We start from the raw sequence: 25,904 nt of genomic DNA on the forward strand, positions 1-25,904 counted from the left end.
ACGGGCGGGCTCTGGGCTCTGCGAAGAGTTCTCGCAGCAGCCCGTAGTCGGTGGAGAAGTTCAGCCCGTCGACCTCGTCGTGGAGGGCACCGGTGGTGTCCGCTTCCGCGAGCTCCTGCGGTAGCTCGGACGCGTGGTCCCCCGAACCGCTCCGGTCGATCGGGGCGTCGGTGGTGGTGCGAATCCACGTATCGTCGGAGCCATGCGTCTGAGCACCGTGATCCTCCCTGTCCACCGATGGGGCGAAGGACAGAAGATCTGGCGGCGGGCCGAAGAACTCGGTTTCCACGCCGCCTACACGTACGACCACCTGTCGTGGCGGTCGTTCCGGGAGAAGACGTGGTTCGGGGCGATCCCGACGCTGACGGCAGCGGCCGTCGCCACCGAAACCATGCGGCTCGGCACCCTCGTGACCTCGCCGAACTTCCGGCATCCGGTGACGCTCGCCAAGGAACTCATCTCGCTCGACGACATCTCGGGCGGCCGGGTCACCCTCGGCATCGGAGCGGGCGGGAACGGCTTCGACGCCACGGCGCTCGGCCAGGACCCGTGGACCCCGCGCGAGCGGGCGGATCGTTTCGGCGAGTTCGTACCGCTGCTGGACCGGCTGCTCACCGAGGGTGCGGTCTCGCAGCAGGGCGCCTTCTACACGGCGCAGGAGGCCCGGAACGTCCCCGGCTGCGTCCAGTCGCCCCGGCTGCCGTTCGCCGTTGCCGCGACCGGCCCGCGAGGGCTGAGGCTGGCCGCCCGGTACGGGCAGGCGTGGGTGACCACGGGGGACCCGAAGCTGTTCGATGACGGCACGCCGGAGCAGTCCGTGGAGGCGCTGCGCGGCCAGATCGGCAGGCTCGGCGCGGCGTGCGCGGAGGCCGGCCGGGACGTGGCGGAGCTCGACAAGATCCTGCTCACCGCCTTCACCCCCGACCGTAACCGTCCGCTGGAGTCGGTCGAGGCGTTCGTGGACTTCGCGGGCCGCCACCGGGACCTGGGCTTCACCGAACTGGTCGTCCACTGGCCGATCCCGGACTCGGACTTCGACACCGACCCGGTCGTCTTCGAGCGGATCGCCACCGAGGCGCTCGGCCGGCTGGGCTGACCGGAGAACCGGTCGTGGGGCGGGCCGAGGCGTCCTACGCGCCTCAGCCCGGGAACCGCAGGTATGCGGGGGGTACGGACTCCGCAAGCCACACCCCGTTGGCGCTGACGCGGAAGACGTGACCGGCGCGGTGCATCGCTCCCGCGTCCACGGAGAGCACCACGGGGCTGCCACGCCGTGCCCCGACCCGGGTGGCGGTCTCGCGGTCGGGCGAGAGATGGACGTGGTGGCGGGCCATGGGGCGCAGCCCTTCGGCCCGGATGTCCGGCAGGGACCGGGCCACCGTCCCGTGGTAGAGGAACGGCGGCGGCTCGGCCGGTGGCAGGTCCAGGTCGACGGCGACGGTGTGGCCCTGGTTGGCGCGCAAGCGGTCCCCCTCCAGGGCGAAGCGCTGCTTGTCGTTGACCTCGATCACGTGCTCGAGTTCGGCCCGCGTGATCGGGAAGTTGTTGCGGGCCGCGGCCTCCAGCAGCTCCGCGACGTTCACCCAACCGTTCGGATCGAGCGTCAGCCCGATGCGCTCCGGCTGATGTCGCAGGTGCCGGGAGAGGTACTTCGACACCTTCACGGTGCGTCTGTCATCCATCCGGCCAGAGTGCCCCGCTGCTCCTGGCCGCGCATCCGGATTCTTTCCCCTGTGCAGGAACTGGCGAGAGGTCCAGGAACTGGCGAGGGATTTCGTGTTTGATCCACAAGCAACTTGACTTATCCACAGGGTATTTGGCGATCCTGTGGACAACGCCCTTGCTAAATGAGCAATTTGATCAACTTTGGCCTGAAACAGGCAAGATGTGCCGTTTCATAATAAATAACCCACTTGCGTACTGAGTTCGAGGCGCGGGGCAGGTGCCCCTCCATCCCTCGCCTCCCATCCGTCGGGGCTGGTGCGGCCGTTGTGCGCGGAGGAGACATGCCTGCCCGCCGGTCGCACGGACGAGGGACGTTCTGGGTGCCGTCCGTACGGACGGAACACGGCGGCGCCGAACCAGGCCGAACAGTTCGCGCGCTGGACGCCGTTCCGTCCACGGGCTCTCCCGCATCGGCTGGGGAGATCCACTCCCCGGGCTCGGACGCGTGTCCCTTTGTTCCGGGCGCCGCGAGGTGGACGGAAACCGGTGCGGGTGCACGGGCGGCCGGGAGCGGGTCACCCGAAGGGGTGGCGCTCCCGTCCCGAACTCGGCCTCCTGGCATTCCGAATGGCCCGTTCCGGCGCCAAGTGCTCAGGCGGGCAGAGCCGTCACTGACGCGGGAGTCCCTCCAGGAAGAACGCGCCGCCCCGCGCCGGACGCGGAGGCGCTTCCAACTCCGTCGGGCTCAGCTCCGCTTGCGCGGTACTGCCGTGCCGTGCCTGCCGCCGCCCCGGAGCAGTCCGGCGAGGCCCTTGCGTCGGCCCGGTACCTCCATGAGCGGCTGATCGCGGACCACCGCCTCCAGGACCGCCTCGACGACACGCTCCGCCGCGAGGGTCCCGGACCGCTCCGACGAGGCGCCCGCCTCTCGTCCCGAACTCCGGCCGATGGGAACCCCTCCGGAGTCGGTCGTCCCCGGTCGCACCGCGCTCACCGAGACCGTACGGGGCCCCAGCTCGGCCCGCAGGCCCAGGCTGAGCGCGAGGACGGCGGCCTGCGCCGTGCCGTGGGCGGCCAACCCCGGACTGCGGTACTGCGCACCGGGGTTGGCCGGGAGCACGTTGACGATGTGGCCGCCCTGGCCGCGCTCGGCCATCCGCCCGCCGAACACCCGGCAGCTGTGGACGATACCCATGAGCCCCGCGTCGAGGAAGCCCCGCCACTCCTCGGCCGTGGTCTCCAGGAAGGCCCCGGACGGGGCCGTACCGGCGGAATCGACCGGAACATTGACCAGCACGTCCACGGTGCCGTACTCCGCAGCGACCTTCGCGCCGAGCTTCTCCACCGCGTGCTCGTCGCCCGGTTCGACGGTCTCCGCCCAGGACGCCGGTGCCCCGACGAGCCGGGCCGTCCGCGCGGTACGGGCGGCGCCCGCCGCGTCCCGGTCCACGGCCACCACCCGCGCACCGGCCTCGGCGAACGCCAGGGCGGTGGCCCGTCCGATGCCGTCGGCCGCGCCCGTCACCAGCACCAGCTGCCCGCCGAACCGGTCCGCGTACGGGCCGGAGCCCAGCGGATCCTTCGCCACCGTCCGGCCGGTCCCGGTGGATTCCTGTGCGGCGGCGAACTCGGAGATCCAGGAGGCCAGTTGATCCGGACGGGTGCGGGGCACCCAGTGCTGGGCGGGCAGCCGGCGGCGGACCAGGGACGGAGCCCACCGGTCCAGGTCGTCGTAGAGGGACTCCGACAGAAAGGCGTCGCCGGTCGGCGTGATCAGCTGTACCGGTACGTGGGCGTGGGCGTCGGGGCGCGGCCTGCGCAGCCGGGTACGGACGTTGTCGCGGTAGAGCCAGGCGCCGTGGGCGGCGTCCCGGGGGAGCGAGGCGGTGGGGTACTCGCCCGCCGGTACCTTCTCCAGCCGCTCCAGGATGTCCGGCCACCGGCGTCCCAGCGGTCCCCGCCAGGCGAGTTCGGGCAGGACCGGGGTGTGCAGCAGGTAGACGTACCAGGATTTGGCGCCCTGGCCGGCGAGCTGGAACACGGACCGGGGGGTGGGCCGGGTCAGGCGGTCCTGGATCCAGTGCCCGAAGTGGTCCAGCGAGGGTCCGGACATCGAGGTGAAGGAGGCGATCCTGCCCTTTGTCCGGCCTACCGTGGCGAACTCCCAGGACTGCACCGATCCCCAGTCGTGGCCCACCAGATGCACCGGCCGGTCCGGGCTCACCGCGTCCACCACGGCCAGGAAGTCGTCGGTCAGCTTCTCCAGCGTGAACCCGCCCCGCAGCGGCTTCGGCGCGGTCGAACGGCCGTGTCCGCGTACGTCGTAGAGCACCACGTGCCACTGCTCGGCCAGCGCCCCGGCGACCCGCGACCACACCTCCTTGCTGTCCGGATAGCCGTGCACCAGCACCACGGTCGGCCGGTCCGGATTCCCCAGCTCGGCCACGCAGAGCTCGATGCCGCCCGTACGGACCCAGCGCTCACGCGCTCCCGGCAGATGCATCCCGCCACCTCTCCTCGGTCGGGCGGCGCTCCTGCGCCACCCGTCTTCCTCGGCCCGTGCCGCCCGAAACCCGGCCACGGACAGCGCACTTGACGAGCTGTACGCGCCAGTAACGTGACACTGAAGAATGTGACCAGGCCCGGCGAGGGGTCAAGAGGGAAGCCCGGCTTGTGGACAACCTCCTGTGGACAACCCACTGCGGAGACCGGCGACGAGAGGCCCGAGCGGGAGTCCCGGACGGAGAGCCGGGCGGTATGCCGGTGAGAGACCGGTACGCGGTGCCATCCGTCGACGCCCCTGCCCGGCAGCTCCCTTGCCCGAGGTCCCCCGTGTCCCACAGACCCCGTGTCCCACAAACCCCGTGTCCCACGACCCCGTGTCCGGCAACACCGGGGTCCGGCAACATCCGTGTCCGGGAGGGTGATCGGTGTCAACGGGGTCCCGGGCCGGTCACTCCTGTGCCGGACCCCCCTACGGGTCCGTACAACTCAAGTTTGACGTGTATGCGACCGTCAGGTCTGACGACCGGTGGTACCCGCGCCACTACCGTCGTCCCTGTGACTGTGATCGCGATGAAAGCCTTGAGCAAGCGGTACCCACGGGTGACCGCTCTTGACCGGCTCTCCTTGGACATCGGACCGGGCGTGACCGGTCTGGTGGGTGCCAACGGGGCGGGCAAGTCCACACTGATCAAGATCCTGCTGGGACTTTCGCCCGCCACCGAGGGCTCGGCCTCGGTGCTCGGGCTGGACGTCGCCACGCACGGTGCCGCGATCCGGGAGCGGGTCGGGTACATGCCGGAGCACGACTGCCTGCCGCCCGACGTCTCGGCGACGGAGTTCGTCGTCCACATGGCGCGGATGTCCGGTCTGCCGCCGACGGCGGCCCGGGAACGCACCGCCGACACGCTGCGCCACGTCGGTCTCTACGAGGAGCGGTACCGCCCCATCGGGGGCTATTCGACCGGCATGAAGCAGCGCGTCAAGCTGGCTCAGGCACTGGTGCACGATCCGCGGCTGGTGCTGCTCGACGAACCGACGAACGGCCTCGACCCAGTCGGCCGCGACGAGATGCTCGGGCTCATCCGCCGGGTGCACACCGACTTCGGCATCTCCGTCCTCGTCACCTCGCACCTCCTGGGCGAGCTGGAACGCACCTGCGACCACGTCGTCGTGATCGACGGCGGCACGCTCCTGCGCTCGAGCTCCACCAGCGAGTTCACCCAGACCACCACCACGCTCGCGGTCGAGGTCACCGACAGCGACGTCCACCCGGACGGCACCGACGCACTGCGCCGGAGGCTCGTCGGGGCCGGCGTGAAGCTGGTCGGCGACGACGGCGTCGACACCGGCGGTCTGCCCGGAGCCGGCCACATCCTGCTCGTCGAGGCGAGGGGCGAGGAGACGTACGACCTGGTCCGCGACAGCGTGGCCGGGCTGGGACTCGGGCTCGTCCGCATGGAGCAGCGCCGCCACCACATCGCCGAGGTCTTCCGCGCGGGCGACGGCGCCCGGCCGGTCCCGGCCCCCGCCCCGGTGGCCGCAGCCGTACCGCAGGCCCCGGCCCTCGGAGCCGTACCGCAGGCCCCGGCCGGTTCCGCAGCCGTACCGCAGGCCCCCGCGCCCGGGGCCGTCCGTCAGGCCCCGGTGCCCGGGGCCGTTCAGCAGAAGGGGAGCGGTCTTGATGAGCACTGAGATCAGGGCCGGAGGCGCGCTGCCCGGCGACGCCTCCCGCATCCACGACATCGGCTACCGCTCCTACGACGGCCCCCGGCTCGGTCGCGCCTACGCCCGTCGCTCGCTCTACGTCCAGTCCCTCAAGGGCGCGTTCGGGCTCGGGCGCTCCGCCCGCTCCAAGGTGCTGCCGATGCTCATGTTCGCGGTGATGTGCCTGGTCGCGGCGATCATCGTGGCGGTGTCGATGGCCGCGCCGGGTGCCACGAAACTCGTCGTGAAGTACACCTCGTACGCGATCTACCTGCAGGCCGTCATCGGGCTGTTCGTGGCGGCCCAGGCCCCGCAGAGCGTCTCGCGGGACCTGCGGTTCCGGACGGTTCCGCTGTACTTCTCGCGGCCGATCGAGCACGCCGACTACGTCGTGGCGAAGGTGGCGGCGATGGCGTCCGCCGTCTTCCTGCTCACCGGGACACCGCTGCTCATCCTCTACGTGGGCTCGCTGCTCGCGAAATTCGACCTCGGCGACCAGACCGGCTGGTTCGCCCAGGGACTGGTGTCGGTGGCCCTGTTGTCCGTGCTGTTCGCCGCGCTCGCGCTGGTGGTGGCAGCGGTGACCCCGCGCCGGGGCTTCGGCGTGGCGGCGGTGATCGCCGTGCTGACCATCTCGTACGGAGCGGTCTCCACGGTGCAGGCCATCGCGTACTCGACCGGGGCCGAGGGTGCCATCGCCTGGTTCGGGCTGTTCTCCCCGATCACGCTGATCGACGGGGTGCAGACCGCGTTCCTCGGCGCCTCCTCCGCCTTCCCGGGCGGCGAGGGCCCGGGGGCCGCGATGGGCGTCGTCTATCTGTTCGTTGTTCTCGCGCTCATCGCGGGCTCGTACGCCGCCCTGCTGCGCCGCTACCGGAGGGTCGGGCTGTGACCATCATCGAGATCGACCACGCCTCCCGCTGGTTCGGGAACGTGGTCGCCGTCAATGACGTGAGTATGACGATCGGCCCGGGCGTCACCGGGCTGCTCGGTCCCAACGGCGCGGGCAAGTCCACGCTGATCAACTTGATGGCCGGATTCCTCGCCCCGTCCACGGGGACGGTCACGCTCGACGGGCGGCCGATCTGGCGCAACGAGTCGGTCTACCGGGAGATCGGCATCGTTCCCGAGCGGGAGGGCATGTACGACTTCCTGACCGGCCGGGAGTTCGTCGTCGCCAACGCGGAACTGCAGGGTCTGGGCGCGGCCGAGGCGGCGCGCGCGCTCGCCACGGTCGAGATGGAGTACGCGCAGGACCGCAAGATCCAGACGTACAGCAAGGGCATGCGCCAGCGCGTGAAGATGGCTTCGGCGCTCGTCCACGACCCCTCCGTCCTGCTGCTGGACGAACCGTTCAACGGCATGGACCCCCGGCAGCGGATGCAGCTGATGGAGCTGCTGCGGCGGATGGGCGAGCAGGGTCGCACCGTGCTCTTCTCCTCCCACATCCTCGAAGAGGTCGAGCAACTCGCCTCGCACATCGAGGTGATCGTGGCCGGCCGGCACGCGGCCTCCGGCGACTTCCGCCGCATCCGCCGGCTGATGACGGACCGCCCGCACCGCTATCTCGTGCGCTCGAGCGACGACCGAGCGCTGGCGGCGGCCCTGATCGCGGACCCCTCGACAGCCGGCATCGAGGTGGACCACCGCGAGGGCGCGCTGCTGGTCCAGGCGGTCGACTTCGGCCGCTTCACCACACTGCTGCCGCGTGTGGCCCAGGAGCGGGGCATCCGGCTGCTGGCCGTCTCGCCGTCCGACGAGTCCCTCGAATCGGTTTTCTCGTACCTCGTATCGGCCTGACCAGTGGCCGAGAAGGAGCTGTGACGCGTCATGTACGACCCCACAGTCGCCCGGCTCACCTACCGGGCACTGCTCGGCCGGCGCCGGGCCGCCATCCTGTTCGTCCTGCCCGCCCTGCTGATCGCGATCTCGTTCGCGGTACGGGTCCTGGCGGGCGCCGACGACCAGATCACCTCGGACGTCCTCGGCGGGTTCGCCCTCGCCGTGATGGTTCCGCTGATCGGTGTCATCGCGGGTACGGGGGCCATCGGCCCCGAGATCGACGACGGTTCGATCGTCTACCTGCTGGCGAAGCCCGTGAAGCGGCCCACCATCATCTTCACCAAGCTGATCGTGGCCATCGCCGTCACGATGGTCTTCTCCGCCCTGCCCACCCTGATCGCGGGGCTCGTCCTCAACGGCAACGGCCAGGGAATCGCGGTGGCCTACACCGTCGGCGCGCTCGTCGCCTCGATCGCGTACAGCGCGCTCTTCCTGCTGCTCGGCACGGTCAGCCGGCACGCGGTCGTCTTCGGCCTGGTGTACGCGCTGGTGTGGGAGGCCCTCTTCGGCAGTCAGGTGCCGGGGGCGCGCACGCTGAGCGTGCAGCAGTGGGCGCTCGCCGTCGCCGAGAAGGCAGGAGCGGAAGGGGCGATCACCGCCGACGTCCAACTCCCCCTCGCCGCGGTGCTGCTGGTGGCGGTCACCGTCGGCGCCACCTGGTACGCGGGCCAGAAACTGCGGACGCTGAAGCTGGCCGGCGAGGAGTGAGGCGCGGCGCCGGCCGCCGAGACGGCTCCGTGCGGGACGGCCCTCGCCCGGTGGGTGGGGGCCGTCCCGCTTTCCCGGCCGTCCCGCTTTCCCGGCCGTCCCGCGTTCTCCGGCCGTCCCGCGTTCCCCCTCGTCCCGCGTTCTCCTGCCGTTCCGTACCCCTCGGCCATCGCGTACGCGGCGGCCTGCCGCGTGACGTGGGGTCCGCCGGGTCGTTGGGCCGGATGCGTGGAGGCGACTGGAATCCGTGACGACGAGCGTGTGTGAAGAGGGAATGCCGGCCCCGGGTGCGTGAGCCCCGGACGGAGCCGGCCATCGAGTGAGTGGCACCCGTGAGCGGCCTCCGCCCCTGATGCCCGGGGTGAGGGCCGTCCTTCGCTGTTCCCGCGTACGGAAGGCATGCTCATGCCCACGGAAGTCGCCCTGCTCGAATCCCGCGCTCTGCGCGCCGAGCGGATGGTGCGCGTCGACATCCTCGACAAGGTCAAGAGCCTTGTCATGCTCCCGGACGGCATTCACGTCCGCACAGAGGACGTGGCACGTTACTTCGAAGTATCCACAGAGGTGGTGAAAAAGGTTACCCAGCGCCATCGGGCGGAGATGGCGGAGAACGGGCTGCTGCTCCTTCGAGGCTCTGAACTGCGAACCTTCCATAGGGACATGATGTCCCTATGGGGCGGTGAGGGGGAGGCCAACCACCCGAGTTATCCACAGGCGACCGCCCGGCTCACCCTGTACACCCGTCGTACGGTCCTCAACGTCGCCATGCTTCTTCGCGAAAGCGACATCGCCCGCTGCGTGCGTACGTACCTTCTCGATGCCGAGGGGGACCTCCGGGAGCGGTACGACTCGCTCGATTTCCGCGTCACCCGCATCGAAAGCTGCCTCGCCGGGGTCGGTTCGGCCCTGCAGGAACTGGGTCCGGTCCTGCGCAGGATGTCGGAGCGGTTCGACAGTCTGGACCGGAAGCTGGGAGTGACCCATGAGGTCGTCGGTGCGATGAGCACCCGGCTGGCCGACGTCGCGCACGACGTACGACGGGTCGATGCCCGGCTGGACGACGTGGCGCACCGGCTGAGGGAGCTGAGGCCCGGACCGCGCGAGGGGTGACAATCCGGTCCGTCCCCGCGGGGCGGGACGCACGACCGCCCGCGGCCTTCGCGGGCCGCGGGCGGTCGGTGCGGTACATGGTGCGCCACGTCGTGCGCGACGCCGGGCGGGTACGTACGCGGGAGAGCCGCCGGGAAGCTACCGCGTTCCGCCGGCGAGGAGCTCCTCCAGGACCACCGCGATGCCGTCGTCCTCGTTGGAAGCGGTGATCTCGTGCGCCACGGCCTTGAGTTCGTCGTGCGCGTTGGCCATGGCCACTCCGTGCCGTGCCCAGCCGAACATCGGGATGTCGTTGGGCATGTCACCGAAGGCGATCGTGTCCACGGCCTTCACACCGAGCCGGCGCGCGGCGAGCGAGAGGCCCGTCGCCTTGCTGAGGCCGAGCGGGAGGATCTCCACGACCCCGGGACCCGCCATCACGATGTTGACCAGGCTGCCCACGACCGCCCGTGCGGCGGCCGTGAGCCGGTCGTCGTCGAGCTCCGGGTGCTGGATGTAGATCTTGTTCAGCGGCGCGGTCCACATCTCGTTCGCGTCGTCGACCCGGACGACCGGCAGCGGGCCCTCGTGGACCCGGTAGCCGGGGCCGACCAGGACCTCGCCGTCGAGCCCGTCGCGGCTCGCGGCGAGCAGTAGCGGGCCCACCTCCGCCTCGATCTTGGACAGCGCGAGCCCGGCCAGCTGCCGGTCCAGCGTGAGCGAGGTGAGAAGCTTGTGCTCGCCCGCGTGGTAGACCTGCGCGCCCTGGCCGCAGACGGCGAGACCGTCGTACTCCAGGTCGTCCAGTATCCGCTTGGTCCAGGGGACCGCACGGCCGGTGACCACGATGTGCGCGGCACCGGCCCCGGTGGCGGCGGCCAGCGCTTCGCGCGTCCGCGCGGAGACCGTGTGGTCGTCGCGGAGCAGTGTGCCGTCGAGATCGGTGGCGACGAGCTTGAAGGGGAAGGTCACTTGGCGACCGGCTCCAGGACCTCACGCCCGCCGAGATACGGACGGAGCATCTCGGGCACGCGCACGGAACCGTCCGCGAGCTGGTGGTTCTCCAGGATCGCCACGATCGTGCGCGGTACGGCGCAGAGCGTGCCGTTCAGGGTGGCCAGCGGCTGGACCTTCTTGCCGTCCCGCATGCGCACCGACAGGCGGCGCGCCTGGAAGCTGTCGCAGTTGGAGGCGGAGGTCAGCTCGCGGTACTTGCCCTGGGTCGGGATCCACGCCTCGCAGTCGAACTTCCGCGAGGCGGAGGCCCCGAGGTCACCGGTGGCCACGTCGATCACCTGGAAGGGAAGCTCCAGGCCGGTCAGCCACTGCTTCTCCCACTCCAGCAGCCGGCGGTGCTCGGCCTCGGCGTCGGCGGGGTCGACGTACGAGAACATCTCGACCTTGTCGAACTGGTGGACCCGGAAGATGCCCCGGGTGTCCTTGCCGTACGTACCGGCCTCGCGGCGGAAGCAGGGCGAGAAGCCGGCGTACCGCAGGGGCAGCTTGTCGGCCTCGATGATCTCGTCCATGTGGTACGCGGCGAGGGGGACCTCGGAGGTGCCGACCAGGTAGAAGTCGTCCTTCTCCAGGTGGTAGACGTTCTCGGCCGCCTGGCCGAGGAAGCCGGTGCCCTCCATGGCGCGCGGGCGGACCAGCGCGGGGGTGAGCATGGGGATGAAGCCCGCCTCGGTCGCCTGCGCGATGGCCGCGTTGACGAGGGCGAGCTCCAGCAGGGCGCCGATGCCCGTCAGGTAGTAGAAGCGCGATCCGGAGACCTTGGCGCCGCGCTCCATGTCGATGGCGCCGAGCGACTCTCCGAGCTCCAGGTGGTCCTTGGGCTCGAAGCCCTCGGCGCCGAAGTCGCGGATGGTGCCGTGCGTCTCCAGGACGACGAAGTCCTCCTCGCCGCCGACCGGCACGTCCTCCTGGACGATGTTGCCGAGCTGCAGCAGAAGGCGCTTGGCCTCCGCGTCCGCCTCGTTCTGGGCGGCGTCGGCTGCACGGACGTCGGCCTTGAGCTGGTCGGCGCGGGTCAGCAGCTCCGTCCGCTCCTCGGGTGTGGCCTTGGGGATCAGCTTTCCGAGCGACTTCTGCTCGGATCGGAGTTCGTCGAAGCGGACGCCGGACGACCTGCGCAGCTCGTCGGCGGAGAGCAGGGCGTCGACGAGGGCGACGTCCTCTCCACGGGCGCGCTGGGAGGCGCGAACACGGTCGGGGTCCTCACGGAGCAGGCGAAGGTCAATCACCCCTCCAGGCTACCGGTGTGCGCTTCGGCCATCCGAACCGATATTGCCGAGCGTGTCACTTTGCCCGAATTGCCGTGAATGGTAACTCTGGTGGAATCCCGGATTCGCGCGGGGAGGGCGGTGGGGGGCTGAGAGGCGAGGCGTGGGCGGGCGATCGTCCGCACGGTAATCGTCCGCGGAGGCGGACACGAGTGCGGTGGGAATCCGTCAGGGATCGAGGAGTGCGGGCGCCCGGGGGGCGGGAGGGTTCACCGGTGACCCGGGGTGCGTCAGTCGAAGCGGCCCCAATGCCTCGAATCGGGTGCAGAGTTGCCCCCTCCTTGACGTACTGCCCTGCCCTGTCGGGGAGTTGAGGGACACCTCCGGAGTGGTTGTCCACAAGATGGGTCTACTCGTAGCAGTTATCCACAGGCTGTGTGGAAAACCTGTGGATGCGCGAAGGCGATTCCCGATGGTGGGTTCCGGGGGTCTGGGGAGCATGGATTCAATCCTTAAACCGCCTTCCGTTCACCCATTCGAGCGGCAATTCGTCATTCCGTGTCATTGATCAAGGTAATTGGGCTGAACGAGCCGGATGTGGATCATGGGGAGCCCTGGGAGGCTTCGCAACCCCATGAGATCACCTGGGGTGATTTGTCGATGATGTCGAACGGCAGTGTCGACTTGTCCCCAGGTTGCGGCCGCGCCCTGTGGATAACTCTGTGGGTAAACGACCATCGGTGAGGAGGGCCGCCCGGATGTGCAACCGGCGCTCCTCTGAAGACGCCCCGGAGCGGCCCGCGCTCGTCAGCCGCGCCCGTCCTGGCTGCGCGCCAGCCAGTCCGAGGCGGCGGCGAAGTCGGTGTCCGAGGTGCCCGTGCGCAGGGGGGCGACCTCCTCCGGCGTCACGCCGGCCCGGGGGTAGGAGCCGAGGAAGCGCAGGTTCGGACAGATGCGCTTGAGTCCCATCAGCGCCTCGCCCACCCGCCGGTCCGCGATGTGGCCCTCGGCGTCCACCGCGAAGCAGTAGTCACCGATGCCCTTCCCGGTGGGGCGGGACTGGATCAACATCAGGTTCACCCCGCGTACCGCGAACTCCTGGAGCAGTTCGAGCAGGGCGCCCGGCCGGTCCTCGCCCAGCCAGAGGACCACGGAGGTCTTGTCGGCGCCGGTCGGGGCGGAGGGCCGGGCCGGGCGGCCGACGAGGACGAAGCGCGTCTGCGCGTTCACCGCGTCGTGGATCTCGGTGGCGAGCGGGACGAGCCCGTACGTCGCCGCCGCGAACTCCCCGGCGAAGGCGGCGTCGTACCGTCCGTCCCGTACCAGCCGGGCGCCGTCCGCGTTGGACGCGGCCGACTCCCACACGGCTCCGGGGAGGTGGGCGGCCAGCCAGTTGCGGACCTGCGGCTGTGCGGCGGGGTGCGCGGTGACGGACTTGATGTCCTCCAGCCGGGTACCGGGCCGCACCAGCAGTGCGAACGAGATGGAGAGCAGCACCTCGCGGTAGATCATCAGTGGGGCGCCCACCGCCAGCTCGTCCAGAGTCGCGGTGATTCCGCCCTCGACCGAGTTCTCGATCGGTACGAGTGCGGCGGCGGCCTCGCCGTTCCTGACCGCGTCCAGCGCCGCCGGTACGGAGACCATGGGGACGAGTTCGCGGGTGGCGGCTTCCGGGAGCGTACGGAGCGCCACCTCGGTGAAGGTGCCTTCGGGGCCGAGATAGGCGTAGCGCGTAGCGGACATGCGGTCACCCTAAGGGCTGTCGGGGCGGCTTTCGGGGGTGTTCGGGCAGGTGGCCGGTGGAGCTGGGGGCGGTCGCGGCGGCGAGCCCGGCGGACCGGGGGCGGTCAGGACTCCAGCAGTCGCTGCCCCACGTACTCCCCCTCCGCGGCGCCGCCCGGCACCGCGAAGACACCGCTCGCCTCGTGCCGGATGAACGGCGAGAGCGCGTCCCCCCGGTCGAGTTTGCGCTGCACCGGCACGAAGCCCCGGAACGGGTCCGCCTGCCAGCAGACGAAGAGCAGCCCCGCGTCGGGCGTCCCGTCCGGGTCGATGCCGTCGTGGTACGAGAACGGGCGCCGCAGCATCGCCGCCCCGCCGTTCTTCCCGGGTGAGGAGATCCGGGCGTGGGCGTTCGACGGGATCACCGGCTTGCCGTCCGGACCGAGCTTGTCCAGGTCCATCGCGGTGGTCTCGTCGCCGCCGCTGAGCGGGGCACCGTCGTCCTTGCGCCGGCCGATGACCCGCTCCTGACGTGCGACCGAGAGCTTCTCCCAGTCGTCCAGCAGCATCCGGATGCGACGGACGACCGCGTAGGAGCCGCCCGCGAGCCAGTCCTGCGCCGGGTCGGCGGCAGCGGAGGCCGAGGGCGCGGGCACGAAGATCCGTGCGTCGAAGTCGCCGTCGGCGGGCTTGGGGTTGTTGGTCCCGTCCATCTGGCCCATCAGGTTGCGGGCCGTCAGAGGGCGGGCGGTCGCGCCCGGAGTGCGGTTGAAGCCGTTCATCTGCCAGCGCACGCGCGCAGCCGAACCGGTGGCGCGCTGGACCGCGCGCAATGCGTGGAAGGCGACCAGCGCGTCGTCGGCGCCGATCTGCACCCAGAGGTCGCCGTTCGACCGTCCGGAGTCGAGATGGTCCGAGGAGAACGCGGGCAGCGGGTCGAGCCCGGCGGGCCTCCGTTCCTCCAGCCCGGTCCGGTCGAAGAAGGTACGGCCGAAGCCGAAGGTGAGGGTCAGGGAGGACGGGCCGGCGTCCAGGGCGATCCCGGTGTCCCCGCCGGAGCCGGCCGGGCGGCCCGCCATCAGCTCCCCGGCCAGCGTCGACCAGCGCCGCATCAGTGCGGCGGCCTCGGTGCGTCCGGCGCCCGCCGCGAGGTCGAAGGCGACGAGATGGCCACTCGCCTGGAGCGGTGTGGTGATCCCGGGCTGATGTTTCCCGTGAAACATCGCCTCGGTCGAACCGATCGAGGCGAGCGCCGTCGGCGCGTCCGGGCGCGTCACGGCGTATCCGGTGGCACCACCCGCGGCGCCCAGCACCAGGCCGGCGGCTCCGGCCGCCCCGGCGCCGCCGATCAGCTTCCGCCGCGAGACACCGCCGGTGGCCGCGTTCGCGTCGGCGCCCATGGTGGCCGCTCCGGTCGCCCCGGCACGCTCCCGGGGGGTCTGTACGTTCGTCTTGCGCTTGCTCACGCGGGTCAGCCGATCTTCACGTTCTTGACGACGGTGGTCTCGTCGATGTCCGAGGTGCGGACGGAGACCGCGAACTTCCACTCGCCCGCCATCGGGATCTGGACGCCGCTCGCGGCCCAGTGGCCCTCGGCGAGCCGGTCGGGGACGACCGGCAGAGGGCCGATGTCCTTCGCCTCCAGGGTGAGCGCGATCCGTACTTCCGGTACGTCCATCGCCGTGCCCTTCCCGTCCTCGATCCACAGATGCAGGTCGTTGGAGCCGGTCCGGCCCGGGTCGAGGTCCAGCTGGACGGTTCCCTTGCCGTGGGTGCCGCCGGTGTCGAAGGGCAGGCTCACCGTGACCGGCTGAGCGACGGCCGGAGCGGCGGCGACATTGGTCTTCGCGGCCTCCTCCTCCGTACGGCCGGGTTCGGTTGACGAGAGGATGGTGGCGACGACCAGCAGGACGGCGGCGACGGCGGTCTCGACGAGGACCGAGCGGCGCAGTCCGGAGCGGCCGGCATCGGCGTCGCGGGCCTTCCGTTCCCTGGTCGCCGTCCGGGCGGCCCGTTGGCGGGCGAGCTGGGCGGCGCGCGTGGGGTCGGTGGTCGTGGCGGGCCCGCCCTCGCCGGTACCGGCGGCCGACTCGGTGGCCGCGACCGTCACCAGTCCGGCCTCCTCGGCCGCCGGCTCCGCCTCCTCCTCGGTGACCGCTCCCGTCCCGGAGGGCTTCCCGTGGGTCAGCCGGCCCGTCCAGCGCCGGGAGATCCAGGCGACGCCCACGAGGACCGCGACCAGTCCGACCTTCACCAGCAGCAGCCGGCCGTAGGCGGTGCCGGTGAGCGCCGACCAGGAGCCGACCTGGCGCCAGGACTGGTAGAGCCCGGTTCCGGCGAGGACGACCACGCTGACGAACGCGATGCGCGAGAAGCGGCGTACGGCTGCGGAGGGCAGCTCGGGGACCCGGTACAGGGCGGTCAGCAGGGAGGCCAGGCCGCCCAGCCAGGCCGCGACCGCCAGCAGATGGGCCATGTCGACCGGCATGGCGATGCCCGGCTGGAGCCCGGTGGAGGCGTGTTCGGCGAGCGACCAGGTACCCGCGATGCCGGTGGCGACGACCGCCCCGCCGAGCGAGAGGCCGAAGGTGAGGTCTTTCCGCTCCTTCTCGTCCTCGCGCCGGGAATACGTACCGAACAACACGGCGACGAAGAGCGCGGAGGCGCCCAGCAGGAGCAGCCGGGAGACCAGCGCGGCGCCCGGCTTGGTCTCCAGGGACGCCTGGAGACCGGCGAGATCGAAGGCGTCGGCGAACTTCCCGCTGCCGGTGTACGGGTTGCGCAGCAGCAGCATCAGCAGGGTGGACGCGGTGAGGGTGATCCAGCCGCCGAGCACGAGCCGTTGCAGCGGGCGGGCCGAGGCACCGCCCCGCCAGCAGGCGAGGACGAACGCGGAGCCGCCCGCGAGCAGGATGAAACCGGTGTACGCGGCGTAGCGCGCGATGTCGTAGAGCAGGCCGACCACTCCGCCGCCCGCACCCGAGGCGGACAGCGCGACGGTGGTGGTGGACGGTGCGCCGATGGAGAAGGTGAAGGCGCCCGAGACCGGGTGGCTGTCGGCGGACACCGCCTGCCAGGCCACGGTGTAGGTGCCGTCGGGGAGGCCGGAGTGGAGTGTGACGGCGTACCGGGCGGCCTTGCCGTCGCCCACCGCGCGCGGGTCACCGGTGTCGGCCCGCGCGCCGGACGGGTCGAGCACCCGGATCGCGTCGTCGCCCAGCGAGACGGACTCGGAGAAGGAGAGGGTGACGTTCTGGGGTGCGGCGTCGACCACCGCCCCGTCCTGCGGATCGCTTCCCGTGAGGGCGGCGTGCGCGGACGCGGGAGCCGCGCCCGCCAGCATCAGGCCGAGGAACAGGCCGATCAGCGTGGCGAGGAGCGCGGACGCGGTGAGCGGCCGGCGTATCGGGAAAGGCCGGACACGATCTGCGCGCGGGGCGGTGGCTGTCATGGTGGATTCAGTCCCTCACTGCTTCGCCGGGTTGTAGGTCGTCTCCTCGACGGGAAGTTCGACCGTGAGCGGGCCGGTCTTCTCGAAGTGCAGCTCCACGGAGATCTTCTGTCCGCGCTTCGGCTGCCGCTTGAGCTCGCTGAACATGATGTGGCTGCCGCCGCGTTCGAGGTCCAGTTCGCCGCCCGCGGGCACCTCGAAGGACGAGACCATCCGCATGGCCCGGCCCTTCGTCTCGTGGATCGTGACGTGGTCGGAGATCGAGCTGGTCACCGAGGTCAGCCGGTCGGTGGCGCCTCCCGCGTTCTCCACGACGAGGAACGCCGCCGCGATGTCGCTGACCGGCTGCGGCATGAAGGCCCCGACGACCTTCAGTTCGGGGGAGCCCCCGCTGGAACACCCCGCGAGGGTCAGGCCCGAGACGAGGGCCAGTCCGCCTGCGAGTACCGCCCGGCCTGTCACGGCTTCGCCCCCTGGATGAGCTTGGGGAGGTCCGCGGTGTAGTCGTCGGCGGTGGTGTCCTCGCTGTAGATGACGTATCCGGCGTCGGTCTTCGGGGAGAACGCCATGACCTGGGCGCCGTGCATGGAGACGACGGTGCCGTCCTTCTCCGTCGTCGCGGGGTCGATGCCGATGCCCATCGACCGGGCGCCCGCCTGGATGGTCTTGAAGTCGCCGGTGAGGCCGATGAAGTCGGGGTCCTGGGCCTTGAGCCAGGCACCCAGCGAGGCCGGGGTGTCCCGCTCGGGGTCGGTGGTGATGAAGACGACCCGGAGTTCGTCCTGCTCGGCGGCGGGCAGCGCGCGCTTGGCGAGCGCGATGTTGCTCATGGTCAGCGGGCAGACGTCCGGGCAGTTGGTGTAGCCGTAGTAGATGAGCGTCGGCTTGCCCGCGGTCTCCTTGCGGAGGTCGTACGTCTTGCCGTGGGTGTCCGTCAGGACGAGGTCGGGCTTGGCGAACGGCTGGTCGAGGACGGTGGCGGCCTGGGTGGTGGTGGACGTGGAGACGTCGGTCACCGGCTTGGCGGCCGCATCGTCGTCCGAGCCGCAGGCGGTCAGGGCCAGTGCCGTCGCCGCGGCGAACGCGACGACCGATGCCAGTTTCTTGGTGCGCATGAGGGATGTGTTCCTGGTCCGTGGTGCGGTGGATGGCTCCGGGGCCGTCCGGGGACCGGACCGGGCGCGCGTGCGCCCGGCCCGGTCACGGAGGGACGGAAGGCCCGGGTGGGTCAGACGGTACGACGGCGGGCGAGGACGCCGAACGCGGCGCCCGCGATGCCGACGACGATGCCGACGATGCCAAGGACCCGCGCGGTGCTGTCGCTCGCCGAGGTGGAGTCCGAGGCGGCCTCGGTGGTGTGACCGGCCGCCGCGGACGCGTCGGTGCCGGCCGCCTTGTCGTCGGCGGCGGCGCCGTGGGTGTCCGCCGCGGCGTCGGTCAGGGTCAGGACCGGCGCCGGGTTGTCGGGCTCCTCGCCACTGGCCGGGGTCTCCTCGATCCAGCGGACGACTTCCTTGCTGCTGTACGTCTGGAGGGCCTTGAAGACGAGCTGGTCGGCGTCTTCGGGGAGCTGGCCCACCGAGAGCGGGAACTGCTGGAAGAAGCCGGGCTTGATCGCGGCGGAGGCGTCGGCGGTCCAGGTGACCTTGGAGACGGCCTCGGTCACCTTCTTGCCGTGGACGTCGAGCGGCTTGGCGAGCGTGGCCTTGGTGACGTCGATCTTCCATCCCGGCACGGCCTGCGGGCTGACCGAGGAGAGCGGGTGGTCCGTGGGGAAGCTGACTTCGAGCTTCACGGTGGAGGCGTCGTCACGCTCGTTGGGGACCTTGAAGTTGATGGTGGCGTAACCGCCCTTGGCCGCCTCGCCCTGGGGCTGCACGCTGACGTGCGCGGAGGCGGGACCGGCGAGCAGCAGAACGGTGGTCGCGGCGATGCCGCCCGCGACGGCGATACGGGAAATGTTCATGGCAGGGATCACTCCACGGAGCAGGGAAGCGGTGATCCGGCGCGCGGGTGCGCGACGGCATCACGACACCTCCGTCCCACGGCCGTCGTGACGGCGGGGCCGTTCTGCGGCAGGAGGGAGGATGTCGCGTCAGGCTGCGAGGGCGTACGCGGCGGGAGGCCCGCGCCTGATCACCAGATGCTGCAGCGGATCGCCGGTGGCCGGAGCCGGAGCGTCCACGGGAGTACGGGCCGGGCGCGGCCCGGCCGTCGGGGCGCCCGGGAACCCGGCGCGCAGGAACCGTACGAGCGCGAGCGCGGCCCGCAGGGGGCGCAGCCGTGCGGCGGCGGCGAGTTCACGGCCGCCGTGCGCGGAGAGCCGCGCCAGCCCGAAGAGCGCCGCCTCGCCCCTGCGCAGCAGCCAGCCCGTGGCGAGCGCGGCCAGCAGATGGCCGAGGACCATGGGCAGACCGGGCAGCAGCCCCGCCGGGGCGCCGGCCGAGGCGGCGGCGGACGCGAGGTGGACGTGGGCGCCGGCCACGGCCGCCGGGTCGACGCCCGCCTCCGTGACGATGTGGTGGGCCTGGGCGACGCTGATCGAGCCGGGGGTGTCACCGCAGACCAGCGAGGCGGCGAACCGGACGAGCGACGCGTCCCCCGTGGCCGGAGCCGCCGGGGACGCCCCCATGGCGGCGGTCGTCATGGGGTGGGCGAGCTCGAAGAGCGTGTGCAGCGAGAGCTGCCCGAAGGCCAGTGCCGCCGTGATCGACGGCAGCGAGCGCTCGCGCCCGGCGAGCGGTGCCACCACCGCGAGGGCGAGGAGGAATCCGCAGAGCAGCGTCCACCCGGGTACGTCGGAGGCGGAGGCGATGCCATGCCCCGCGGCGGACAGCACGACGCAGACCGCGGCGAACACCGAGGCCCTCAGGAGCCGTAGACCGGCTCCGGCGCGTGTGACGGACCGTGCGACAGGCGTAGACATGGCCGGGCCATCATCGCACTGCGCCCCCGCCCGTGGGGCGGCAGGTCCGGAACGTCATCTTCCGTACCGTTCGGGGTGCGTTGCGCGGAAAGCGGAACTGTTGCGCACGAGGCAGAACGCGACGGGTGTGACAGTCGTTGTAGCTGGTGGCGGGGGTGTGCTGGGCTTCGGAACCGGTCAGCGGTCCGGACATACACCGGCAAGCGGAATATTCGCGTCCGCCGAATGAGGGCTATCACGGCAGAACCGTGCTTACGGGGTGCCCTCCACGGCAATACGTATCGGTATGTCGAGCCGCAGCCAGGAGGCTGGAGCATGAGCATGTGGTGGTCACTCCATTTGCGGCGCGAAGCCGCGAGCGTTCCGCTCGCCCGTCGATTTCTCCTCGGCAGCATGGAGACGGCGGGAGTGGATCCGGACATCTCGTACGACTTGTCGGTGGCGCTCACCGAGGCCTGTGCCAACGCCGTGGAACACGGCGGGGACCGTGCCGCCGACCTGGGGGACCTCGGGGGCGCCGCCCACGGCCGTGCCGGGGGCGACCGGCACGCGGGCGCCTCAGGTCAGTACCGGGTCACCGCGTACCTGGACGGTGAGACATGCCGTATCGAGGTCGCGGACTCCGGACCGGGCTTTCCCGCCCGGCGAACCCTTCGCCCCGCGGCACACCCTTCCGATACCCGCGACGCGCCGGTGACCAAGCCGGACTGCGCCGCCGACCCGGGGGACATGGCCGAGAGCGGCCGTGGCCTCGGACTCATCGAACAGCTCGCCGACCACGTCCACATCGGCAACCGGCCGGGACGCGGGACCGTGGTGAGCTTCGACAAAACCCTGAAATGGCGCGAGGGCGCGCTGCTCATGGTGTCCTGAGCGGCGCGCCCCGGCGCCGGCTCCGCGCGGTCTCCCGTGCGGCTCCTGGTGCGGATCTCCGTGCGGAGAACCGCGCGGCTCCTCGTGCGGTGCGTGTCAGCCCTTGAGACCGGCCATCCAGGTCTCGATCTCGGCGGAGTCGCGCGGCAGCTTGTCGGAGAGGTTCCGGTTGCCGTCCTCCGTGACGAGGATGTCGTCCTCGATCCGGACACCGATGCCGCGGTACTCCTGCGGCACCGTCAGGTCGTCGGCCTGGAAGTACAGACCGGGCTCCACCGTCAGGCACATGCCCGGCTCCAGCGTGCCGTTGACGTACGTCTCGGTGCGCGCGGCGGCGCAGTCGTGGACGTCCATGCCGAGCATGTGGCCGGTGCCGTGCAGGGTCCAGCGGCGCTGGAGGCCCAGCTCCAGGACCTTCTCGACGGTGAGGTCGCCGAGCAGGCCCCACGCGACGAGGTGCTCGGCGAGCACGCGCTGCGCGGCGTCGTGGAAGTCGCGGAAGTCGGCGCCGGGCTTCACGGCGGCGATGCCCGCCTCCTGCGCCGCGTACACCGCGTCGTAGATCTTGCGCTGGAGCGGCGAGAAGGTGCCGTTGATCGGCAGGGTCCGCGTCACGTCGGCGGTGTAGAGGTCGTTCGTCTCCACGCCGGCGTCGAGCAGCAGCAGCTCGCCGGCGCGGACGGCGCCGTCGTTGCGGACCCAGTGCAGCGTGGTGGCGTGCGGGCCGGCGGCGCAGATCGAGCCGTAGCCGATGTCGTTGCCCTCGACGCGGGCGCGCAGGAAGAACGTGCCCTCGATGTAGCGCTCGCTCGTCGCCTCGGCCTTGTCGAGCACCTTCACGACGTCCTCGAAGCCGCGCGCGGTGATGTCGCACGCCTTCTGGAGCTCGGCGATCTCGAAGGCGTCCTTCACCAGGCGCGCCTCGGAGAGGTACACCCGCAGTTCCTCGTCGCGCTCGGCGGTGACCTTGTCGGTCAGGGCCGCCTCGATGCCGGCGTCGTAGCCCCGGACGGCGCGGACCGGTCCGGTGGCCTCCTTCAGCGCGGCGGTGAGCTCGCGGACGTCCTTCGCCGGGATGCCCAGCACCTGCTCGGCCTCGGTGAGGGAGTGGCGGCGGCCGACCCACAGCTCGCCCTGGCCGTCGAGCCAGAACTCACCGTTCTCGCGGTCGGAGCGCGGAAGCAGGTAGACGGTCGCGTCGTGGCCGCCGTCGGTCTTCGGCTCCAGGACGAGGACGCCGTCGTGCGTCTGGTCGCCGGTGAGGTAGGCGTACTCGGAGGAGGCGCGGAACGCGTACTCCGTGTCGTTGGCGCGGGTCTTCAGGTGGCCCGCGGGGACGACGAGGCGCTCGCCGGGGAAACGCGCGGAGAGCGCGGCGCGGCGGGCGGCGGTGTGCGCGGCCTGCGGCAGCGGCGCGAGACCGTGCAGCTCGGTGTCGGCCCAGCCCGACTTCATGTTCGTGGCGAGCTCGTCGGAGACGGCCGGGTACAGGCCGTTCTTCCGGGCCTTGACCGGCTCGGTCTCTTCGGTCGCTTCGATTTCCGGGGTCTCCGGGGTGCGCTCGTCGGACACGATGTGGCTCTCCTTGCTACGACACTGGGCCCCACCATCGTACGGGCGTACGGAAGGGGGCCCAGGGGCCGAGGGCCTCTTACCGCAGGGACGCGGATCAGAGCGGTGGCGGTGCCGGGAGACCTCGGCCGATCTGCGGAGAGTGCGGCTGATCTGCGCGGACACCAGAAGCGGATGGTGAGACTCCGGAAAGCGGCATCGGGAGCCGTTCCGGGAGGCGTCTTCGGGAAGGCTCCCAGAAAGCGCGTCCGGGGAGCCGGGCCGCCGGGCCGCCGGGCGGGTCGGCCGGGTCGGCCGGGCGGGCAGGGCGGGCGGGTCGGCCGGGCGGGCAGGGCGGGCGGGTCGGCCGGGCGGGTCGGCCGGGCGGGCAGGGCGGCGGAGCCGGTCAGTCGAAACGCACGGCGAGGAGGACCACGTCGTCGGTGTGGTCGGCCGGGGTGTTCCTGGTCAGCAGGGTGCGCAGTACGTGGTCGGCCACCGTCCCCGGGTCGCGGCGGGCGGTCCGCGGCACCCCGGCGGCGGCGGCGTGCAGCCGTGCGAACGCCCGGTCCGTCGAATCGCCGGTGCGGCGCAGCAGCCCGTCGGTGTAGAGAAGAACGGTTTCACCCGATTCGGGGCTGAACTCCACGCTCGGCGCCTCCCAGCACGCCAGCATGTTGAGCGGCGCGGAGACGGTGGTCTCGACGAACTCGGTGCGCCGCTCGCCGACCACGAGCGGCGGGGCGTGACCGGCGCCGGCCAGCACGATCCGGCGCAGCGCCGGTTCGCAGTAGGCGAAGAGAGCGGTCGCGGTGCGCGCCGGTTCGGTGAGCCGGAGCAGCAGTTCCAGGTCCGAGAGGACGGCCACCGGGTCCTCGCCCTCCATGACGGCGTACGCGCGCAGCCCGGAGCGGAGGCGCCCCATCGCGGCCGTCGCCCCGGGGCCGGAGCCGCCGGACGCTCCCACGGAGAGGCCGAGCGCGCCGTCCGGGAGGGGCAGGGCGTCGTACCAGTCGCCGCCGCCGTCCGGGGCGGGACGGTGCCGGGCGGCCAGCCGCACGCCGGGGATGCGCGGCAACCGGCTCGGCAGCAGCTCCTCGGCGACGACCGCCAGGTCGGACCGGGCGCGTTCGAGTTCGAGGAGGCGGGCCAGGTGCTCGGCCGCGTACCGCCCGTACAGACCGACGAGGTGCTGTTGCCGCTCCAGGGGTTCGGCCGGTTCGTCGTAGAACCAGACGGTCGCGCCGAGCCTGGCACCTGACCGGGAAACGAGGGGCAGGGCGTAGCTGGCGGCGTATCCGAGCCGGTCGGCGACTTCGCGATGACGGGGGTCGAGGCCGGCCTCGGCGAGCAGGTCCGGGTTGCTCACCGGGGCGGTGGCCGCGGCCGGAGCGTCGAGGATCCGGCCGTGCGGGGTGGCGGCTCGCGGGACGGTCTCGATGATGCCGAGGTCGGCGTGGCCGAGGCCGAGGCCGACGGTGGTGCGCGGGCTCCGGGCGTCGTCGGGCTCGAGGATCACGAGGCCGCGGGGGGCGCCGACGAGGGCCGCGCCGGCGCTCAGCAACTCCGGGAGCGCGCTGTCGAGGGTGCGGGTCCCGGCCAGGCGCTCGGTGAGTTCGTGGAGGGTGGTGAGGTCGGAGACCCATCCGGCCAGGCGGTCCTGGAGGAAGGATCCCGGCGCGGAGGGCACCGTGGCCAGCGGCTCCGGAGTGTGCGCTGAAACCGGAACGGTGGGATTGATTCCAGCCATTTTTGGCAGGTGTCGGGCGCTCATGGCCTCCGGCTTTCCGACCGGCGAGTTCCGTCGAATAGCATCGCAAACCCCCCTGTCATTCTGCGCCACTATCAAGGCATCCACATGTACACGTACAAGTAAGGCGATGTCCAGCATTGTCCTTGCGAGACTCCTGGTGTCCACGGGATACTTAACTTGGCCGAAAAATGCGGCAGGTGGCAGGTATTTGCTGTCGACTGGACGAGTTCTTCGGGCAGTGCCCTCCGGGGCGTTGTGCCGGGTGGAGCGTCATTCCGGTCGTGCGGGGTACGTAATCGTTGGAGCGCGGGGCAGTTGGGGTCACCCCGGAACCCGGCGGCGGGAGCGGGCGTCCTCGTCCCTGACACCACCGCTCGGGGTGGTGGGACCTCACTCCGGGCGGCACGTCCGCGACATGGCTCTCCCCGTCCCGCCGCGTCCGGACCGCACGAGGTGGTCCGGCTCTCGGCAGTTCGACTCCGCAAGGCCGTTCGACTCAGGCTCGGTCCGGTTCGATCCGTCTCCGCTCCATCACGCTCGGCCCGGCTCCGTCCGGCACCCGCCACACGTTCGTGCGGGGGCCCGAGGAGCACGCACGCGCGGTCACGAACGCACGGTGAGGAACGCACGGTCACACCCGCGCGGTCGGGTACCCGCGGTGATCCACGCACGGTGATCCACGCAGAGCGACGCACGAGCCGAATGAACCGCGCACGGTGATCGACGCACGGTGATCAACGCAGTGATCCACCCAGTGATCTACGCACAGTCAGAGTCGCCGCCGCGAAGCAGTGCGAGGCGCGGGCGGCGGCGTGGACCTCGGCGTTCAACGGAAAGGAACGAGCGCTCATGCGCGAGATCCCCGGAAGGCGACGCGGGAACCGGTTCCGGCGTGGAGGCGGCACCGCTCGACTCGACGCGGCGCTGGCCTGCGCCATCGGCCGGCAGTGGCCCGTCCTGCCCGGTGTGGGACTGTCCACCGGCCGGAGCGGCTGCGCCTGCCCCGACCCCGAGTGCGTGGTACCCGGCGCACACCCCTTCGATCCCGGGCTGCTCGCGGCCACCACGGACGAGCGCATGGTGCGGTGGTGGTGGACCGGGCGTCCCACCGCCCCGGTGCTGCTGGCCACCGGGGGCCGCGCGCCGTGTGCCGTGAGCCTGCCGGCGGTGAGCGGTGCGCAGGCGCTGGCGGTGCTGGACGCCCGGGGCTTGCGGCTCGGGCCGGTGATCGCGACGCCGACCCGGTGGGCCCTGCTGGTACGCCCGTACACCCTGGAGCGCCTGGGCGAGCTGTTGCACGCCCAGGAGTGGGTGCCCAGTTCGCTGCGCTTCCACGGGGAGGGCGGCTACCTGACGGTGCCGCCCGCCGGGAAGGGCGACGGTCAGGTCCGCTGGGAACGGCCGCCCGCGGCGCCGGCGCGGAGCGCCACGCCGTGGCTGCCGGACGTCGGGACGGTCCTGGACGCGCTGGTGGCGGCGAGTACGAGTGCGCCGGGCGGCGGGAGCCGGCTCGCCTACTGAGGGCCGGGCGCCAGGTTCCGTACCGCGGTCGGAATCCGGGGAGATCCGGCGGTTTCGAGACTTTCCTCGACGGGAGAGAGCCGACCGGTCCGTGCCCGGAGACCGACGGTCCCGTTCTCCGGAGCCCGGCGTGCGGGCGGGGCAGGCGGCGCTGCTTTTGAAACGCACCCCGGAGCATCACTCAACGCATTCCGGCAGGGCTTCGGGGCGGGAGATTCCGGGTCGGGAAGGAAGGAGCGGGCATGCGAATTCTTGACCGTTTTTCGAACCTGATCACCTTTCTGGAATACCTTGCTCCAATGTTCCTGAACATCTGTCGAATAGGGAATGCGACACCGGACTTCCGTCCGCGCCCACTCCTTGGGTGCG

21 protein-coding genes are annotated in these 25,904 nt (G+C 71.4%); 8 read left to right on the top strand and 13 right to left on the bottom strand.

Annotated features, from left to right (window positions below):
- Window positions 1-202 precede the first annotated feature (202 nt).
- Window positions 203-1,096, top strand: coding sequence for an LLM class flavin-dependent oxidoreductase (locus OHT52_RS14830; protein ID WP_328720619.1), 894 nt, complete (start codon window positions 203-205; stop codon window positions 1,094-1,096).
- 43 nt (window positions 1,097-1,139) lie between these two features.
- Here the strand turns inward: OHT52_RS14830 and OHT52_RS14835 are convergent, their stop codons facing one another.
- Window positions 1,140-1,682 (bottom strand): RNA 2'-phosphotransferase, encoded by a 543-nt coding sequence (locus OHT52_RS14835; RefSeq protein ID WP_328720620.1) that lies wholly within the window; start codon window positions 1,680-1,682, stop codon window positions 1,140-1,142.
- A 728-nt stretch (window positions 1,683-2,410) separates the two neighbouring features.
- Complete coding sequence (locus OHT52_RS14840; RefSeq protein WP_328720621.1) at window positions 2,411-4,168, bottom strand: SDR family oxidoreductase; 1,758 nt, start codon at window positions 4,166-4,168, stop codon at window positions 2,411-2,413.
- Between the two features lie 572 nt (window positions 4,169-4,740).
- Here OHT52_RS14840 and OHT52_RS14845 point away from each other — a divergent pair.
- The 5 genes from OHT52_RS14845 (at window position 4,741) to OHT52_RS14865 (ending at window position 9,534) form a co-directional block, all read left to right on the top strand.
- The gene (locus OHT52_RS14845; protein WP_328723745.1) at window positions 4,741-5,862 is read left to right on the top strand and encodes an ABC transporter ATP-binding protein; all 1,122 of its coding nucleotides are present in this window, start codon (window positions 4,741-4,743) and stop codon (window positions 5,860-5,862) included.
- Window positions 5,852-6,766, top strand: coding sequence for an ABC transporter permease (locus OHT52_RS14850; RefSeq protein ID WP_328720622.1), 915 nt, complete (start codon window positions 5,852-5,854; stop codon window positions 6,764-6,766). Before OHT52_RS14845 ends, OHT52_RS14850 begins: the two co-directional genes overlap by 11 nt.
- Window positions 6,763-7,674, top strand: coding sequence for an ABC transporter ATP-binding protein (locus OHT52_RS14855; protein ID WP_328720623.1), 912 nt, complete (start codon window positions 6,763-6,765; stop codon window positions 7,672-7,674). The genes OHT52_RS14850 and OHT52_RS14855 overlap by 4 nt, the downstream gene beginning before the upstream one ends.
- Window positions 7,675-7,704: 30 nt before the next feature.
- A complete protein-coding gene (locus OHT52_RS14860) occupies window positions 7,705-8,424 on the top strand; it encodes an ABC transporter permease (RefSeq protein WP_328720624.1) in 720 nt (239 codons plus the stop codon).
- A 405-nt stretch (window positions 8,425-8,829) separates the two neighbouring features.
- The gene (locus OHT52_RS14865) at window positions 8,830-9,534 is read left to right on the top strand and encodes a hypothetical protein (RefSeq protein ID WP_328720625.1); all 705 of its coding nucleotides are present in this window, start codon (window positions 8,830-8,832) and stop codon (window positions 9,532-9,534) included.
- A 138-nt stretch (window positions 9,535-9,672) separates the two neighbouring features.
- On the opposite strand, the gene OHT52_RS14870 is transcribed toward OHT52_RS14865, so the two are convergent.
- The 9 genes from OHT52_RS14870 to OHT52_RS14910 form a co-directional block, all read right to left on the bottom strand.
- The gene (locus OHT52_RS14870) at window positions 9,673-10,485 is read right to left on the bottom strand and encodes an HAD family hydrolase (RefSeq protein WP_328720626.1); all 813 of its coding nucleotides are present in this window, start codon (window positions 10,483-10,485) and stop codon (window positions 9,673-9,675) included.
- Window positions 10,482-11,759: a serine--tRNA ligase gene (serS, locus tag OHT52_RS14875; RefSeq protein WP_328720627.1), complete on the bottom strand. Its 1,278-nt coding sequence runs from the start codon at window positions 11,757-11,759 to the stop codon at window positions 10,482-10,484. Before serS ends, OHT52_RS14870 begins: the two co-directional genes overlap by 4 nt.
- Before the next feature lie 786 nt (window positions 11,760-12,545).
- The gene (gene pheA / locus OHT52_RS14880) at window positions 12,546-13,481 is read right to left on the bottom strand and encodes a prephenate dehydratase (protein WP_328720628.1); all 936 of its coding nucleotides are present in this window, start codon (window positions 13,479-13,481) and stop codon (window positions 12,546-12,548) included.
- Window positions 13,482-13,585: 104 nt separating this feature from the next.
- Entirely contained in the window at window positions 13,586-14,860 is a 1,275-nt protein-coding gene (efeB, locus tag OHT52_RS14885; protein WP_328723746.1) for an iron uptake transporter deferrochelatase/peroxidase subunit, read from the bottom strand.
- A 71-nt stretch (window positions 14,861-14,931) separates the two neighbouring features.
- On the bottom strand, window positions 14,932-16,911 hold the full coding sequence (locus tag OHT52_RS14890) for a copper resistance CopC/CopD family protein (protein WP_328720629.1): 1,980 nt from the start codon (window positions 16,909-16,911) through the stop codon (window positions 14,932-14,934).
- 15 nt (window positions 16,912-16,926) lie between these two features.
- Window positions 16,927-17,373 (bottom strand): copper chaperone PCu(A)C, encoded by a 447-nt coding sequence (locus OHT52_RS14895; RefSeq protein ID WP_328720630.1) that lies wholly within the window; start codon window positions 17,371-17,373, stop codon window positions 16,927-16,929.
- On the bottom strand, window positions 17,370-18,026 hold the full coding sequence (locus OHT52_RS14900) for an SCO family protein (RefSeq protein ID WP_328720631.1): 657 nt from the start codon (window positions 18,024-18,026) through the stop codon (window positions 17,370-17,372). The genes OHT52_RS14895 and OHT52_RS14900 overlap by 4 nt, the downstream gene beginning before the upstream one ends.
- Window positions 18,027-18,139: 113 nt before the next feature.
- Complete coding sequence (locus tag OHT52_RS14905; RefSeq protein WP_328720632.1) at window positions 18,140-18,877, bottom strand: YcnI family copper-binding membrane protein; 738 nt, start codon at window positions 18,875-18,877, stop codon at window positions 18,140-18,142.
- 129 nt (window positions 18,878-19,006) lie between these two features.
- A complete protein-coding gene (locus tag OHT52_RS14910; RefSeq protein WP_328720633.1) occupies window positions 19,007-19,837 on the bottom strand; it encodes a hypothetical protein in 831 nt (276 codons plus the stop codon).
- A 315-nt stretch (window positions 19,838-20,152) separates the two neighbouring features.
- Between OHT52_RS14910 and OHT52_RS14915 the strand changes: the two genes are divergently transcribed.
- Window positions 20,153-20,710, top strand: a complete 558-nt coding sequence (locus OHT52_RS14915; RefSeq protein WP_328720634.1) for an ATP-binding protein — start codon at window positions 20,153-20,155, stop codon at window positions 20,708-20,710.
- A 96-nt stretch (window positions 20,711-20,806) separates the two neighbouring features.
- Here OHT52_RS14915 and OHT52_RS14920 read toward each other — a convergent pair whose 3' ends face one another.
- Both OHT52_RS14920 and OHT52_RS14925 read right to left on the bottom strand, forming a co-directional pair.
- Window positions 20,807-22,282, bottom strand: a complete 1,476-nt coding sequence (locus OHT52_RS14920) for an aminopeptidase P family protein (protein WP_328720635.1) — start codon at window positions 22,280-22,282, stop codon at window positions 20,807-20,809.
- A gap of 385 nt (window positions 22,283-22,667) precedes the next feature.
- Window positions 22,668-24,152, bottom strand: a complete 1,485-nt coding sequence (locus OHT52_RS14925; protein WP_328720636.1) for a PP2C family protein-serine/threonine phosphatase — start codon at window positions 24,150-24,152, stop codon at window positions 22,668-22,670.
- Window positions 24,153-24,863: 711 nt separating this feature from the next.
- On the opposite strand from OHT52_RS14925, the gene OHT52_RS14930 reads away from it, so the two are divergent.
- Window positions 24,864-25,535, top strand: coding sequence for a bifunctional DNA primase/polymerase (locus OHT52_RS14930; RefSeq protein ID WP_328720637.1), 672 nt, complete (start codon window positions 24,864-24,866; stop codon window positions 25,533-25,535).
- Window positions 25,536-25,904: the final 369 nt, after the last annotated feature.

Source organism: Streptomyces sp. NBC_00247 (assembly GCF_036188265.1).
Lineage (GTDB): Bacteria > Actinomycetota > Actinomycetes > Streptomycetales > Streptomycetaceae > Streptomyces.

Coding starts and splice junctions, on each gene's coding strand:
- OHT52_RS14830 (WP_328720619.1), top strand. CDS start 203: ATGCGTCTGAGCACCGTGATCCTCCCTGTCCACCGATGGGGCGAAGGA.
- OHT52_RS14835 (WP_328720620.1), bottom strand. CDS start 1,682: ATGGATGACAGACGCACCGTGAAGGTGTCGAAGTACCTCTCCCGGCAC.
- OHT52_RS14840 (WP_328720621.1), bottom strand. CDS start 4,168: ATGCATCTGCCGGGAGCGCGTGAGCGCTGGGTCCGTACGGGCGGCATC.
- OHT52_RS14845 (WP_328723745.1), top strand. CDS start 4,741: ATGAAAGCCTTGAGCAAGCGGTACCCACGGGTGACCGCTCTTGACCGG.
- OHT52_RS14850 (WP_328720622.1), top strand. CDS start 5,852: ATGAGCACTGAGATCAGGGCCGGAGGCGCGCTGCCCGGCGACGCCTCC.
- OHT52_RS14860 (WP_328720624.1), top strand. CDS start 7,705: ATGTACGACCCCACAGTCGCCCGGCTCACCTACCGGGCACTGCTCGGC.
- OHT52_RS14865 (WP_328720625.1), top strand. CDS start 8,830: ATGCCCACGGAAGTCGCCCTGCTCGAATCCCGCGCTCTGCGCGCCGAG.
- pheA (WP_328720628.1), bottom strand. CDS start 13,481: ATGTCCGCTACGCGCTACGCCTATCTCGGCCCCGAAGGCACCTTCACC.
- efeB (WP_328723746.1), bottom strand. CDS start 14,860: ATGGGCGCCGACGCGAACGCGGCCACCGGCGGTGTCTCGCGGCGGAAG.
- OHT52_RS14890 (WP_328720629.1), bottom strand. CDS start 16,911: ATGACAGCCACCGCCCCGCGCGCAGATCGTGTCCGGCCTTTCCCGATA.
- OHT52_RS14900 (WP_328720631.1), bottom strand. CDS start 18,026: ATGCGCACCAAGAAACTGGCATCGGTCGTCGCGTTCGCCGCGGCGACG.
- OHT52_RS14905 (WP_328720632.1), bottom strand. CDS start 18,877: ATGAACATTTCCCGTATCGCCGTCGCGGGCGGCATCGCCGCGACCACC.
- OHT52_RS14910 (WP_328720633.1), bottom strand. CDS start 19,837: ATGTCTACGCCTGTCGCACGGTCCGTCACACGCGCCGGAGCCGGTCTA.
- OHT52_RS14915 (WP_328720634.1), top strand. CDS start 20,153: ATGAGCATGTGGTGGTCACTCCATTTGCGGCGCGAAGCCGCGAGCGTT.
- OHT52_RS14925 (WP_328720636.1), bottom strand. CDS start 24,152: ATGCTGGACATCGCCTTACTTGTACGTGTACATGTGGATGCCTTGATA.
- OHT52_RS14930 (WP_328720637.1), top strand. CDS start 24,864: ATGCGCGAGATCCCCGGAAGGCGACGCGGGAACCGGTTCCGGCGTGGA.